General features: G+C 56.2%; 12 protein-coding genes. 4 read left to right on the forward strand and 8 right to left on the reverse strand.

Going from position 1 to position 13987, the window contains the following annotated elements:
- Window positions 1–69 precede the first annotated feature (69 nt).
- Complete coding sequence (gene mutS, locus MWU54_RS14555; RefSeq protein WP_247085441.1) at window positions 70–2703, forward strand: DNA mismatch repair protein MutS; 2634 nt, start codon at window positions 70–72, stop codon at window positions 2701–2703.
- Here the strand turns inward: mutS and MWU54_RS14560 are convergent.
- Both MWU54_RS14560 and hrcA read right to left on the reverse strand, forming a co-directional pair.
- Window positions 2700–3266 carry a nucleotide exchange factor GrpE gene (locus MWU54_RS14560; RefSeq protein ID WP_247085135.1) on the reverse strand — a complete coding sequence of 189 codons (567 nt, stop codon included), beginning with the start codon at window positions 3264–3266 and terminating at the stop codon, window positions 2700–2702. The two genes, mutS and MWU54_RS14560, sit on opposite strands and share 4 nt — an antisense overlap.
- A gap of 4 nt (window positions 3267–3270) precedes the next feature.
- Window positions 3271–4341 carry a heat-inducible transcriptional repressor HrcA gene (gene hrcA / locus MWU54_RS14565; protein WP_247085137.1) on the reverse strand — a complete coding sequence of 357 codons (1071 nt, stop codon included), beginning with the start codon at window positions 4339–4341 and terminating at the stop codon, window positions 3271–3273.
- A 107-nt stretch (window positions 4342–4448) separates the two neighbouring features.
- On the opposite strand from hrcA, the gene rph reads away from it, so the two are divergent.
- From rph to hemW, 3 genes are read left to right on the forward strand one after another with little or no spacing between them, the layout of a single operon-like run.
- Window positions 4449–5162, forward strand: coding sequence for a ribonuclease PH (gene rph / locus MWU54_RS14570; RefSeq protein ID WP_247085139.1), 714 nt, complete (start codon window positions 4449–4451; stop codon window positions 5160–5162).
- A complete protein-coding gene (rdgB, locus tag MWU54_RS14575; protein ID WP_247085141.1) occupies window positions 5159–5770 on the forward strand; it encodes an RdgB/HAM1 family non-canonical purine NTP pyrophosphatase in 612 nt (203 codons plus the stop codon). Before rph ends, rdgB begins: the two co-directional genes overlap by 4 nt.
- Window positions 5733–6908 (forward strand): radical SAM family heme chaperone HemW, encoded by a 1176-nt coding sequence (hemW, locus tag MWU54_RS14580; RefSeq protein WP_247085143.1) that lies wholly within the window; start codon window positions 5733–5735, stop codon window positions 6906–6908. The genes rdgB and hemW overlap by 38 nt, the downstream gene beginning before the upstream one ends.
- On the opposite strand, the gene MWU54_RS14585 is transcribed toward hemW, so the two are convergent.
- From MWU54_RS14585 to rho, 6 genes are read right to left on the reverse strand one after another with little or no spacing between them, the layout of a single operon-like run.
- Window positions 6909–7814 (reverse strand): ParB/RepB/Spo0J family partition protein, encoded by a 906-nt coding sequence (locus tag MWU54_RS14585; protein ID WP_247085145.1) that lies wholly within the window; start codon window positions 7812–7814, stop codon window positions 6909–6911.
- A 9-nt stretch (window positions 7815–7823) separates the two neighbouring features.
- Window positions 7824–8636 (reverse strand): AAA family ATPase, encoded by an 813-nt coding sequence (locus MWU54_RS14590; RefSeq protein ID WP_348647655.1) that lies wholly within the window; start codon window positions 8634–8636, stop codon window positions 7824–7826.
- Window positions 8629–9222 (reverse strand): 16S rRNA (guanine(527)-N(7))-methyltransferase RsmG, encoded by a 594-nt coding sequence (rsmG, locus tag MWU54_RS14595; RefSeq protein ID WP_247085147.1) that lies wholly within the window; start codon window positions 9220–9222, stop codon window positions 8629–8631. Before rsmG ends, MWU54_RS14590 begins: the two co-directional genes overlap by 8 nt.
- Window positions 9219–11102 carry a tRNA uridine-5-carboxymethylaminomethyl(34) synthesis enzyme MnmG gene (mnmG, locus tag MWU54_RS14600; RefSeq protein WP_247085149.1) on the reverse strand — a complete coding sequence of 628 codons (1884 nt, stop codon included), beginning with the start codon at window positions 11100–11102 and terminating at the stop codon, window positions 9219–9221. Before mnmG ends, rsmG begins: the two co-directional genes overlap by 4 nt.
- 3 nt (window positions 11103–11105) lie before the next feature.
- The gene (gene mnmE, locus MWU54_RS14605) at window positions 11106–12389 is read right to left on the reverse strand and encodes a tRNA uridine-5-carboxymethylaminomethyl(34) synthesis GTPase MnmE (protein ID WP_247085151.1); all 1284 of its coding nucleotides are present in this window, start codon (window positions 12387–12389) and stop codon (window positions 11106–11108) included.
- A gap of 21 nt (window positions 12390–12410) precedes the next feature.
- Window positions 12411–13679 carry a transcription termination factor Rho gene (rho, locus tag MWU54_RS14610; RefSeq protein WP_247085154.1) on the reverse strand — a complete coding sequence of 423 codons (1269 nt, stop codon included), beginning with the start codon at window positions 13677–13679 and terminating at the stop codon, window positions 12411–12413.
- Window positions 13680–13987: the final 308 nt, after the last annotated feature.

Raw genomic sequence — 13987 nt, forward strand, 5'->3', positions numbered from 1 at the left:
GTCGCCTTAATGTCACGGTGAGCCACCGAGGGGAAGCTTGTGAACGCGAATAAATCGGCCGTCACTCCCATGATGGCGCAATATTTGGAAATAAAATCGCAATATCCTGATGCTTTATTATTCTATCGCATGGGTGATTTTTACGAATTGTTCTTTGATGATGCAGTCGCAGCATCAGAGGCGTTGGATATCGCGCTCACGAAACGGGGAAAACATGACGGGTCGGACATCCCGATGTGTGGCGTGCCGGTGCATGCCGCCGAAGGCTACCTGCTGACGCTAATCCGCAAGGGGTTTCGTGTTGCCGTGTGCGAACAAATGGAAAGCCCGGAGGAGGCCAAGAAACGTGGCTACAAATCTGTCGTGCGGCGCGATGTGGTGCGGTTGGTCACGCCCGGCACGCTCACCGAAGAGACGCTTCTCGAAGCCCGCCGTCACAACTTTCTGGCCGCTTTGGCCTGTGTCAGAGACGATTGGGCGCTGGCTTGGACTGATATCTCCACAGGTGCGTTGCATGTTCTGCCCCTGTCTCTGGCCCGTGTCGGGCCAGAACTCGCACAGCTGTCACCTGCTGAGCTGCTGATGTGTGACAGCCACGAAGACGCCACCCGCGATATCCTGACCGATCTGGGGATCGAACCCACGTGGCTGGGCAAATCCAGCTTTGATTCGACGGGCGCGCTGGCCCGGTTGACCGAACAGTTCTCGGTTGCATCACTGGATGCGTTTGGGCAGTTTTCCCGCCCTGAACTGTCCGCGATGGGCGCGTTGGTTGAATATCTGGACCTGACTCAGAAGGGCAAACTGCCGCTTCTGCGCCCTCCTCAGCAAGAACAGATCGCCACCGCGATGCAGATCGACGCCGCCACGCGGCGCAATCTGGAACTGACACAAAGCCTAAGCGGCGGGCGCGCCGGATCGTTGTTGTCCGTGATTGACCGAACCGTCACTGCGGGCGGAGCACGGCTTTTGGAACGGCGTCTGTCCACACCATCGCGAGACCTGACCACAATCGGCAATCGACAAGACGCGATTGCCTGGGCGCTTGGCAACCCTGCCCTTGCCGCAGACCTGCGCGTCCTGTTGAAGCGCGTCCCGGATCTGGATCGCGCATTGTCCCGCCTTGGGGTTGATCGCGGAGGTCCGCGCGACATGGCCGCGGTACGCAACGCGTTGGAACAGTCCCAAGGGATCTGGCAGGCGCTGTCCGGTACGGACTTGCGCGACATTCTTGAAACCGCCCGCGCCGCGCTGCAAGGGCATGACGCGTTGCACACCACACTCGACGACATGCTGGTCGTCGAACCGCCGCTATTGGCCCGCGATGGTGGATTTATCGCAAGCGGGTTTGACGCAGACCTTGATGACGCGCGAAAGCTGCGGGACGAAGGGCGCAGTGTCATCGCCGGGTTGCAGACGCAGTATGCCGAACAGACCGGAATTCCATCGCTCAAGATCAAGCACAACAACGTGCTTGGCTACTTCATCGAAACGACGGCCACCCATGCCGACAAGATGATGGCCGCGCCGCTTAATGAAACCTTTATCCATCGTCAGACCACCGCGAACCAAATCCGCTTTACGACGGTTGAATTGACCGAGCTGGAACGTCGCATCCTGAACGCAGGGTCCGAGGCGATAGAGATCGAAAAGCGTCTCTATCACACCTTGAGTCAATCCATTCTGGCCGAACAGGCCGCGCTGAACACGCTGTCTTCCGCGCTGGCCGAGTTTGACCTTGCCACCGCGCTGGCCGATCTGGCGTCAGATCTTGATTGGTGCCGCCCCAAGGTGGACGACAGCCGCGCGTTTGACATTCAGGCGGGGCGTCATCCGGTGGTCGAACGCGCGTTGCGCAGCGACGGGCAGAGAAGTTTTGTCGCCAATGACTGCCTGCTGACCGCGCAAGAGGACCAAGCCGCGATTGCGTTGCTCACCGGCCCCAACATGGCGGGTAAATCCACCTATCTGCGCCAGAACGCCCTGATCGCGCTCTTGGCGCAGATCGGGTCTTACGTTCCGGCCAAATCCGCGCATATCGGTATTGTCAGCCAGATCTTCAGCCGTGTTGGCGCCAGCGATGATCTGGCGCGCGGACGGTCGACCTTCATGGTGGAAATGGTTGAAACCGCCGCCATTCTGAACCAAGCCGATGACCGCGCGTTGGTGATCCTTGATGAAATCGGACGTGGTACGGCGACCTATGACGGGCTGTCCATCGCCTGGGCCACGTTGGAACATCTGCAAGCCACCAACCGGGTGCGCGCGCTTTTCGCGACACATTATCACGAGCTGACCGCATTGGCGTCGTCGCTGGACGGGGTCAGCAATTCAACCGTTGCGGTCCGGGAATGGGACGGCGATGTAATTTTCCTGCACGAAGTGCGCGCGGGCGCGGCGGATCGGTCCTACGGCGTGCAAGTGGCACAACTGGCGGGATTGCCCCCAGCCGTGATCACACGGGCGCGCTCGGTTTTGAATGCGCTGGAACAGGGCGAGCGGGAAAACACCTCTCCCAAGGCGTTGATCGACGATCTGCCACTGTTTTCAGCTGTCTCAAACGCACCTGCCCCGGCAAAACCGGACCGCGAAAGCAAAGTCGAGGCACAGATCAAAGATCTGCACCCCGATGAAATGACGCCGATTGAGGCGTTACAGACTCTGTATGCGCTAAAATCGTTGGTCCAAGACGCCGACGATTAGGACCCCTGCATGGAGCTGACGCCAACTTGTGCCGGACGCAGAAGGCGGTCGTAGAGCATGAACCCTTCGGCGGACACCTGAATGATCTCACCGGCCTTGGTTCCCGGCAGCGGCGCTTCGAACATCGCCTCGTGCAGCTGCGGATCAAACTTGTCCCCGACTTCCGGCTTGATCGCTTTGACGCCATGCTTGCCGAACACGTTCAGCAATTCGCGCATTGTCAGCTCAACGCCTTCGATAAACGCTTTCGCCGCTTCGCGCTGATCCTCGGGAATCGCGTCTACGGCCCGCTGAAGGTTGTCGTAAACCGGAAGCAGGTCGCGCGCGAGACGGGACCCGCCATACTGATGCGCTTCGCGGCGGTCCTTGTCAGACCGTTTGCGGGCGTTCTCGGCATCTGCCAACGCGCGCATGAACTTGTCTTTCAGATCATCCCGTTCTGCCCGCAATGCGTCGATATCCGCCCCTTCTTCGGTGATCTCTTCCTCGAACGCTGCGTTTTCTTCTGCTTCTGCCTCTGCCAGGCTCTCCAGAAAATCTTTCGTGTGATCCGTTTCGGCCATGTCGTTACCCTTGGTTGCGATCGCCGAGCAGTTTCCCGACGAGCTGCGCTGTGTAGTCTACGATTGGTACGATGCGCCCATAGTTCAGACGCGTGGGCCCGATGACCCCGACCGCACCAATAATTTTGCGATCAGCGTTCATATATGGAGACACCACCAAAGAGGAACCCGAAAGTGAGAAAAGTTTGTTCTCTGAGCCAATAAAAATGCGCACCCCGTCGCCTTCCTCGGTGAGTTCCAGAAACTCGGCAATGTCCCGCTTGCGTTCAAGATCGTCAAACAGCTCTCGGATGCGGTCCAACTCCTCGGCATGGGTGTCCTCTGCCAAAAGATTCGACCGGCCCCGGACGATCAGCCGTTCGGTTTGATCGTCGTCCCCGTCCCACATCGCCAGACCCTGTTCCACGAGGTTGGCGGCCAGCGCGTTCAATTCCTTTCGCCGGAACGCGATTTCCTCGCCGATGGTTTTTCGAAGCTCGGACAAGGTTTTACCCTCAACCAACGCATTCAGAAAATTCGCGGCCTCGCGCATGGAGCTTGGGGTCTGCCCCGGTGGCGGTGTGAACAAACGGTTCTCGACATGTCCGTCGGAAAACACCAGGACAACCAACGCCTGATCGCTGCCCATCGGGACAAATTCGATATGCTTGATAGCGGCTTCGTGTTTGGGCGTCAGAACCAACGATGCACCCTGCGTCACACCGGACAGCGCAGACCCGACGCGATCCAGAATCTGGCTGACATCCTGGCTGTTGCTGTTGACCGTGGCATCAATTTTCTGGCGGTCATCGTTATCAAGATCCCGCACCTCCAAAAGCCCGTCAACGAACATCCGCAGCCCCAACTGGGTAGGCACGCGCCCCGCGCTGACATGCGGGCTATCGAGCAACCCCAGGTATTCAAGGTCCTGCATGACGTTCCGGATGGTCGCTGCCGACACCTTTTCATCCAGCGTGCGCGTGAGCGTGCGCGAGCCAACGGGTTCACCGTTATACAGATACCCTTCGACCACCTTGCGAAACACCTCGCGAGAGCGGTCGTTCATCTCGTCCAGAAGATTTGATCTGTCGTTCAAATCTTGTCCTCACCTCACCCAACGTTGCTTCAACATGGTTCAGACTATGGGGTTGCGAAACCAGAAAGCCTGCCTGTATCCCTTCCCGGAAATCAAAAGGAAATTCCATGCGACCGTCAGGACGGAAATTAAGCGAAATGCGCGCGGTTTCAATCGAAACCGGGATCAGCAAACACGCAGAAGGATCATGTATGATCCGCATGGGCGATACCCATGTTCTGTGCACCGCCACCATCGAAGACCGCGTCCCTCCGTTTATCAAGGGATCGGGCCTTGGTTGGGTCACAGCAGAGTACGGCATGTTGCCCCGCTCTACAACAAGCCGCATGCGCCGCGAAAGCTCGGCTGGCAAACAACAAGGGCGCACGATTGAAATCCAACGCCTGATCGGCCGCAGCCTGCGCGCCGGTGTTGATCGCAATGCACTGGGTGAACGTCAGATCACCGTCGATTGCGACGTGATTCAGGCTGATGGCGGAACGCGCTGCGCGTCGATCACCGGCGGCTGGGTGGCCCTGCGTTTGGCGGTCAACAAACTAATGAAGGCGGGGGATGTCACAACAGATCCGCTGATCTCTCCGGTTGCCGCGGTCAGTTGCGGAATCTACGCGGGTCAGGCCGTTCTTGACCTCGATTACCCGGAAGATTCAGAGGCGGGTGTTGACGGCAACTTCATCCTGCGCGGTGATGGACAGTTGATCGAAATTCAAATGTCCGCCGAAGGGTCTACCTTTTCGCGGGATCAGATGTCCCGATTGATGGATCTGGCGGATGCCGGTGTTCAGGAACTGGTCGCGCTGCAACTCAAGGCCGCGGAATGACCCGAAAGTTCGAAGGAGATCGGCTGCTCGTTGCGACCCACAACGCAGGTAAGCTGGAAGAGATTGCCGATCTCCTGAAAGACTATGGCGTCACCGTTGTTGGTGCCGCCGAGATGGAATTGCCGGAACCCGTCGAAGACGGCACAACTTTTGTGGAAAACGCCCGGATCAAAGCCCATGCTGCTGCGAAAGCAACAGGCCTGCCAGCCTTGTCCGATGACAGCGGACTTGAGATTGACGCTTTAGGCGGCGCTCCGGGTGTCTATACGGCGGATTGGGCCGAAACAGAGACAGGTCGTGACTTTGTTATGGCGATGGAAAAAGCCCACGCAGCGATCCTGAACTCCGGCGCAACGCCCCCTTGGACCGGGCGGTTCTGCTGCACGCTGGTTCTGGCCTGGCCCGACGGCCACGACGACGTGTTCCCCGGCAAAATGGATGGTCAAATCGTCTGGCCCATGCGCGGCAGCGAAGGTCACGGGTACGATCCGGTGTTCCAGCCAGACGGGTACCACATCACATTCGGCGAAATGGATCGCTGGGAAAAGAACAAGATCAGCCACCGCGCTGATGCGTTCCGCAAATTCGTTGCAGGATGCTTTGACTGAGCTTTGGCAGGATCGGGGCTTTGGTCTCTATATTCACTGGCCCTTCTGCGCCGCCAAATGCCCGTATTGTGACTTTAACAGCCATGTTAGAGCCGAAATAGACCAAACACTTTGGGCCAAAGCCCTCGCAAAAGAGATCCGCAGGACGGGTCAGGATACCGGGCCCAGGGTCTTGTCCTCGATCTTTTTTGGTGGCGGCACGCCCAGCCTTATGGAACCAGCGACAGTGCAAGCCGTTCTGGAGGCCGCAAGAGAGGTCTGGAGCTTTGCCAACGACATTGAAATTACGTTGGAAGCCAATCCAACATCGGTCGATGCGCATCGCTTTGAAGACTACGCGCGGCTTGGGGTCAACCGTGTGTCCATGGGCGTTCAGGCGCTGAACGACACCGATCTCAAGCGTCTTGGTCGATTGCATTCCGTTGACGAAGCCCGCGCCGCGTTTGCGGTTGCCAGAGAGTTTTTCGATCGGGTCAGTTTCGATCTGATCTACGCGCGCCAGAACCAATCCCTGGATGACTGGCGCGCAGAACTGTCCGAGGCGCTCAATCTCGCCATCGATCACCTGTCTCTCTACCAGCTGACCATCGAAGAAGGCACAACCTTCTGGGATCGCGCCGCGCGTGGATTGTTAAAAGGATTGCCCAGCGATGATCTGGGTGCGGACATGTACGAACTGACACAAGCGCTGTGCGAAAACGACGGAATGCCTGCTTATGAGGTGTCAAATCATGCACGACCCGGGGCTGAATCGAAGCACAACCTACTCTATTGGTGCGGTGGAGACTACGCCGGTGTCGGTCCCGGTGCACACGGACGCTTGACGCTGTCGGGTCAACGCATTGCGACGCGGTGCTGGAAACAACCTGAAGCCTGGATAAAAGCGGTGGATTCCGGCAGCGGTATCAAGGATATCGAACCGCTGAATGCTCAAGATATCGCGGATGAACGCATGATCATGGGGATGCGCATTGCCGAGGGACTATTGATAGACGATGTCACTGACATTCTGGACTGGACGCGCGTCGCTGAGCTGAAATCAGACGGCTATATCTGGCAGACAGAAGACCGCCTTGGCGCAACGGCCAAAGGTCGGCCACTGCTCAACCACATCATTTCGCAGTGTGCCCGGGCCTGATCAACGACCAGCACTCAGAACCATGCACAGCGCATCCAGGTCTTCCAATGTGTCATACGTCACAGTGACAGACCCCGATTCCTTCCCCGCGTGATGGTTAATCGACACCTTCATACCCAGCGCTGCCGATAGATCGCCCTCAAGCGCCTTGGTATCCGCATCCTTGGCAGACGGCGCTGCTTTCGGCGCTGGCTTGGCGGTTTCTGGCTTGCCTTGGTTCTGTGCTGTCTTGACCAGCTTCTCGGTTTCACGGACAGACAATCCGCGACGCACGATATCCCCAGCCAGCAATACGGGATCCGGTGCCGTCACAAGCGCCCGCGCATGTCCTGCCGACAGTTTTCCATCTTGGACCGCGACTTTCACCACGTCTGGCAACGTCAGCAATCGCAGAAGGTTTGCGATATGGCTTCGGCTTTTCCCCAAGGCTTGCGCAAGCTTCTCTTGCGTATGCCCGAAGCGCGTCATCAACTGGTCGTACCCTGCCGCCTCTTCAATGGCATTCAGGTCTGCACGCTGGATGTTCTCGATGATCGCGATTTCCAGAACGTCTTCATCTGAAAACTCCCGAACAACCACCGGCACCTCATGGACGCCCGCCTTTTGTGCCGCGCGCCATCGGCGTTCACCGGCAACGATTTCGTACCGTTCGCCCTGATCGCCCTTCTTGCGAACGATCAGCGGTTGAATCACACCTTTGCTGCGAATGGAATTTGCCAATTCATCCAGCGCATCCGCATCGAACTGACGACGCGGCTGATCCGGGTTCGGCTCAAGCTGATCCACTGGCAAGCTGCGCGCAGAACGCGGGGGTGCCGCCGGGTTCTCCTGCCCTGGCTCAATATCCGCCATCAATGCGGACAGACCGCGCCCCAAACCGCGTCGGGTCTCTTTTTTGTCTGCCATTTGCCTACCTCACGCTGCTGTCATTGTTTCTGACTTCCCAAGAAATTCGCGTGCCAACGCCCGATACGCGGCCGCGCCCTTGGAGCTTGGATCGTATTCGAGAACCGGCATCGCGTAAGATGGCGCTTCGCTCACACGGACATTCCTTGGGATCACGGTCTCAAAGACAAGATCCCCAAGATTGTCCCGCGCGTCCATCTCAACCTGTTGAGACAGGTTGTTGCGGGCATCATACATCGTGAGAACAACGCCCTCGATGCGAAGGTTTGGATTGGCGGTTTGCCGCACTTCCCGAATTGTCAGCATTAACTGGCTTAGCCCTTCCAATGCAAAGAATTCGCTTTGAAGCGGGACCAGAACGGAGTGCGCCGCGACCATCGCGTTCACCGTCAAAAGGTTGAGAGACGGCGGACAGTCAATCAGTACGAAATCGAACGCGAACTGGTCCATATCGGTCTGCCGCAGTGCGTCATGCAGAAGGAAACTCCGCTTCTCATTGGCGATGAGCTCAATATCCGCAGAGCTCAGATCAGTCGTCGACGGAACAAGACTCAGATTGGCCTGACGCGTCTTGCAAATGATGTCCTGTAGCGGGAAATCGTCGAGCAACAGGTCATAGGTTGTGGCGCGGCGATCTTCGGGCATCACCCCTAACCCGGTCGAGGCATTCCCCTGTGGATCGAGGTCGACAACCAGCACTTTCTGACCGATTTCGGCAAGCGCTGATGCAAAGTTGATGGCTGTCGTGGTTTTCCCCACACCACCTTTCTGGTTCGCAATAGCTATTATTTTCGGGCCAATCGGGCGTGTCGGATCATGCACGGGACAAGTCTCCAATTTCCAATATGGCAGCATCGGGGTTCGTGATACTTGTATGGGCTTTGTAGGTGAATCGCCACAGTTTTTGCGCGTCTTCTACCTCTTGGCGCCACGTCATGCCTTTGGGAAACACGCATGTTCCGCCGTCGCGCAAATGGAGCGACGCATAGTCCAATAGCTTGTCCAAAGACGCCAGCGCTCGGGCGCTTACAACATCAGCGGTCAAAGGTGGTATGTCCTCAATGCGCTTGGCAAGGACGGTGATCGGCGTTTGTGTTTCACGTGAAACAGTACGCAGGAACGTCGCCTTTCTCTGATCGCTTTCAACGAGCGTCATCCGAAAGTCTGGCTGCTGTTCAGCACGAACAATCGCAATGACAGCTCCGGGAAACCCGCCGCCGGCGCCCAGATCAGTCCAGGTTTCGCTATCAGCCCCCACCAATTCCGAGATCTGTAGCGAGTCCTCGAAATGGCGGCGTGCAGCGTCCTTCAAAGAGTCCTGCGATACCAGATTTATCTTTGGTGACCATTTCCGGAGAAGTTCAAGGTAAAGATCCAGCTTTTGCTGTGTTTCACGTGAAACATTCATCCCGCGATTTTCCGTTGCGACGCGTTGGCTTTCAGCTTTGACAGCAAAAGCAACAACGCGGAGGGAGTCATTCCATCAATCCGCGACGCCTGCGCAATGTTAGCCGGGCGATTGGATTTCAGCTTTATCTTAAGCTCATTCGACAACCCTTCGATATCATCAAAACCGAAATCATGCGGTATGATCTGTGCCTCATCTCGCCGCAGAGCCTCAATATCTTTCTTCTGACGGTCGAGGTAATTCGCGTAGAGCGCATCCTTGGACAGCTGTTCCTTGGTTTCTCCGTCGATTTCGGAAAGGTCTGGAGAAATTGCCTCCAGACCATCCCAAGTCACAGACTCAATCGCAAGCGCCTCAAAACCACTACGGCGTGCCCCATCGCGGGATACATTCACCCCAGCATCAATAAGCTGCTTCGACGTTACAGTCAGAGATGTCAGCGCGGCCTTACCTGCGTTCAGCTTTTTCATCTTTGCTTCGAAAACAGATACACGATGCGCACTCACGCAACCGACTTCTATCGCCATAGGCGTCAAACGCTGGTCTGCATTGTCCGCACGAAGAGACAACCGATACTCGGCACGCGATGTGAACATTCGGTAGGGCTCCGAAACGCCACGAGACGTCAGATCATCGATCATGACACCAATGTAGCTATTCGCACGGCTGAACGTAACCGGCTCTTGCTGCTTCGCCCGACGCGCCGCATTTATACCAGCAACCAACCCCTGCGCGGCCGCTTCTTCATAGCCAGTTGTGCCGTTGATCTGACCTGCCAGATACAATCCCGCGCACTTCTTAAGCGACAAATCCAAGTTCAATGCACGGGGATCAACGTAGTCGTATTCAATCGCATAACCCGGTTGCAAAATCTCGGCGCGCTCCAACCCCTTGATTGATCGCACGTATTGCAACTGCACCTCTTCAGGCAAAGAGGTCGAAATGCCGTTTGGATAGATCGTATGATCGTCAAGCCCTTCAGGTTCCAGGAAAATCTGGTGCGACGTCTTTTCGGCAAAACGAACGATCTTGTCTTCGATAGACGGGCAATATCGCGGTCCTACGCCCTCAATATGACCACCATACATCGCAGATCGACCGAGGTTTTCGCGGATGATCTCATGGGTTGACGCATTTGTATGCGTAATCGCACAGGACACCTGACGCGCGGTTGGCGCGTCAGAGAGGAACGAAAACATCGTCGGTTGTTCATCGCCGGGCTGCTCGTCAAGATCACTCCAATCAATCGTGCGCCCATCAAGGCGCGGAGGCGTACCCGTTTTTAAGCGGCCAAGAGGTAGGTCAAGTTCATCGAGACGGCGCGCCAGATCTGTCGACGGCTTTTCCCCCATACGACCACCCGAGATCTGGCGGTCGCCTATATGGATGATCCCACGCAGAAATGTCCCGGTGGTCAGAGTGACCGACGGGGCTGTGATGGCCTTATCGCCGTTGATCTGCACGCCATGAACGGAGTCTTCGTCCATCAAGAGATCTGTGACTTCCCCTTCGAGTATCGAAAGGTTTGGCTGCGCTTGCGTGGCGGACAGCATTTCGTTTTGGTAAATCTTGCGATCCGCCTGGGCGCGTGGGCCTTGAACCGCAGGGCCCTTGCGGCGATTGAGAAGACGAAATTGGATGCCAGCCTTATCGGCCACGCGTCCCATCACCCCGTCGAACGCATCAATTTCCCGGACAAGATGGCCTTTGCCAAGCCCGCCAATCGCTGGATTGCAGGACATAACGCCGATGCCAGACAGTGTCAGCGTAATCAAAGCCGTCCTCGCACCGAGCCGGGCCGCCGCATGTGCGGCCTCGCAACCTGCATGTCCGCCACCCACGACGATGACATCGAAATCAAATTGTTTCACGTGAAACACTCCTCATTTTCCGATGCAAAAACTTGAGAACACTTTATCTAACACATCTTCAACATCGACACGACCAACCAAACGCTCCAACACGAAAATCCCGCCGCGTAATTCTTCGGATGCCAGATCATAACGGTCTGGACCCTCACCAACAAAGGTCAGCGCTTGCCTCAACCGGTCCAACCCCAGTGACAGTACATCCTTCTGACGCTGATGCGACACGAGACCGGCAGATGTGGCCTTTCCGATCAAACGTTCTTTCACATCGGAAATAAGTCCGCTGATCCCCTCGCCCGTAACCCCGGAAACACCCGTCGCATTGCCCGTCAGATCGGATTTCCCCGCGACAACGATATCCGTGTCCCGCGGTGACAGAAGCGTAAACGCGTCTTCGCTTTCTAGAAATATCCGCAGATCGGCCGTTGTGGCCCGGTCCAATGCGCGTTGAATCCCGATGGATTCCACCACATCCTCTGATACCCTAAGACCTGCGGTGTCCAGAAACGTCACTGGAAGGCCATCAAGATCCATGCGAACCTCGATCACGTCACGCGTTGTGCCCGCCACATCCGACGTGATCGCGGCGTCCCGACCCGCCAAAGCGTTCAATAACGTCGATTTACCAGCATTCGGCGCGCCAACGATAGCCACTTCAAATCCAGTCCGGATCCGTTCTGCAACGCCATAGCCCTGGATTTCTTCCTCAAGGTTTTTCATGACCCCGGACAAAAGCTGAGTCACCTCGGGCGAGACATCAACGGGAACGTCTTCATCCGCAAAATCAATTGTTGCTTCCAGCAGCGACAGAGCGTGAATCAAATCTTTCCGCCATGTTTCCGCTGCATCGCGAAGGCGGCCTGAGAACCCCAGAAGCGCCTGTTTGCGTTGCATTTCTGTTTCTGCATCGATGAGATCAGACAACGCTTCGACCTGGGTAAGATCAAGCCGCCCGTTTGACAGCGCACGGCGCGTAAATTCACCGGCCTCGGCAGATCGGAAATTAGGAACCTGGCTTAGGCTGTCCAAGACGATCTGAACAATCGCGATGCTTCCATGTATGTGGAATTCGACAACTGGCTCGCCTGTAAAGCTCTTGCCGTCCTCGAACGTGATGACCAGCGCTTCGTCCAAAAATCCGTGGTCGGGATGAACCAGCCGTCGGAGCGCTGTTTGGCGCGGCGTCGGGGCCGCAAAACCGAACAGCGTACAGCTTTGGAACGCGTCAGGTCCGGATACCCGGATCACGGCAACGCCGGATTTCCCTGGAACCGTCGCCAGCGCAAAGATTGTATCCATAGCGCACCCTGCCCCGAGGGCTTACGAATTCATGGAGTCGAAGAATTCCGAATTTGTCTTGGTCTGTTTCAGTTTCCCGATCAGGAATTCAATGGCATCTGTTGTGCCCATCGGGTTCAGGATCCGACGCAGAACAAATGTCTTTTGCAGATCGATCTTGTTGACCAACAGGTCTTCTTTGCGGGTCCCGGATTTGAGGATATCCATCGCCGGGAAGACGCGTTTGTCCGCCACTTTACGATCCAGCACGATTTCCGAGTTACCCGTGCCTTTGAATTCTTCAAAGATCACTTCGTCCATCCGGCTTCCGGTGTCGATCAGAGCGGTTGCAATGATTGTGAGCGATCCACCTTCTTCGATATTCCGCGCGGCACCAAAGAAACGCTTGGGGCGCTGCAAGGCGTTTGCATCTACACCACCGGTCAGAACCTTACCCGAGGACGGCACCACGGTGTTAAACGCTCTACCAAGTCTTGTGATGGAATCCAGAAGGATCACAACATCTCGTTTATGCTCCACAAGACGCTTGGCTTTTTCGATGACCATTTCAGACACGGCAACGTGACGGGTGGCGGGTTCGTCAAAGGTGGACGACACAACTTCGCCCTTCACCGAGCGCTGCATGTCGGTCACTTCTTCGGGGCGTTCATCAATCAGCAGCACGATCAGGTAACATTCCGGATGGTTGCGTTCGATTGAATGCGCGATGTTCTGGAGAAGAACCGTTTTACCCGTGCGCGGCGGCGCAACAATCAGGGATCGCTGGCCTTTCCCGATGGGCGCAACAAGGTCGATGATCCGCGCTGACCGATCCTTGATCGTCGGATCTTCAATTTCCATGTTCAACCGCTCGTCCGGGTAGAGCGGTGTCAGGTTGTCAAACGCGATCTTGTGGCGGGCGCGTTCCGGTTCCTGGAAATTGATCTGGCTGCAGTTCATCAAGGCAAAGTAGCGCTCGTTGTCCTCGGGCGCTTTGATTTCACCATCGATGGTGTCTCCGGTTCGCAAAGAGAACTTCCGGATCATTTCCGGAGAGACATAGATGTCGTCAGGGCCCGGAAGGTAGTTTGCCTCGGGAGAACGCAAAAACCCGAACCCGTCCTGAAGCACTTCGAGAACCCCGTCGCCGAAGATTTCCCAGCCTTCGTCCGCGCGTTCGCGTAGGATCTGGAACATGATCTCGCCTTTACGCATGGTTGATGCGTTTTCGATCTCAAGCTCTTCAGCCATCGCCAAAAGGTCTTTGGGGCTTTTTGCCTTCAGATCGGCAAGATTCAGTTTTTCGGTCATAACGTATCCCGGATCGCGTGGTGTCGCGATCTACTCTTGTTTATCTTTGGAAAGTCTCATCCAGAACAGGACTGTGCTGCTCTTAGACGAGCAGGACGAGCCTGTCAAACCGAGCCCTATCTTAAATAAATAAAGAAAAAAGTAAGGATTTTGTTCTTAGTAGTCCCGACCCTGATCTGTGGATTAATGACTTGCGCACAGGTTGTTCACTGACATCCGGACATGGATAAGATTGTGAACAAGATTTTTGTAGAGCCGTAACGTCGTTCTACAGGTTGATATCATTCTATTTTCGTCGGGAAACCCAT

The sequence above is a fragment of the Marivita sp. S6314 genome (assembly GCF_023015985.1).
In the GTDB taxonomy this organism is placed as follows: domain Bacteria; phylum Pseudomonadota; class Alphaproteobacteria; order Rhodobacterales; family Rhodobacteraceae; genus Marivita.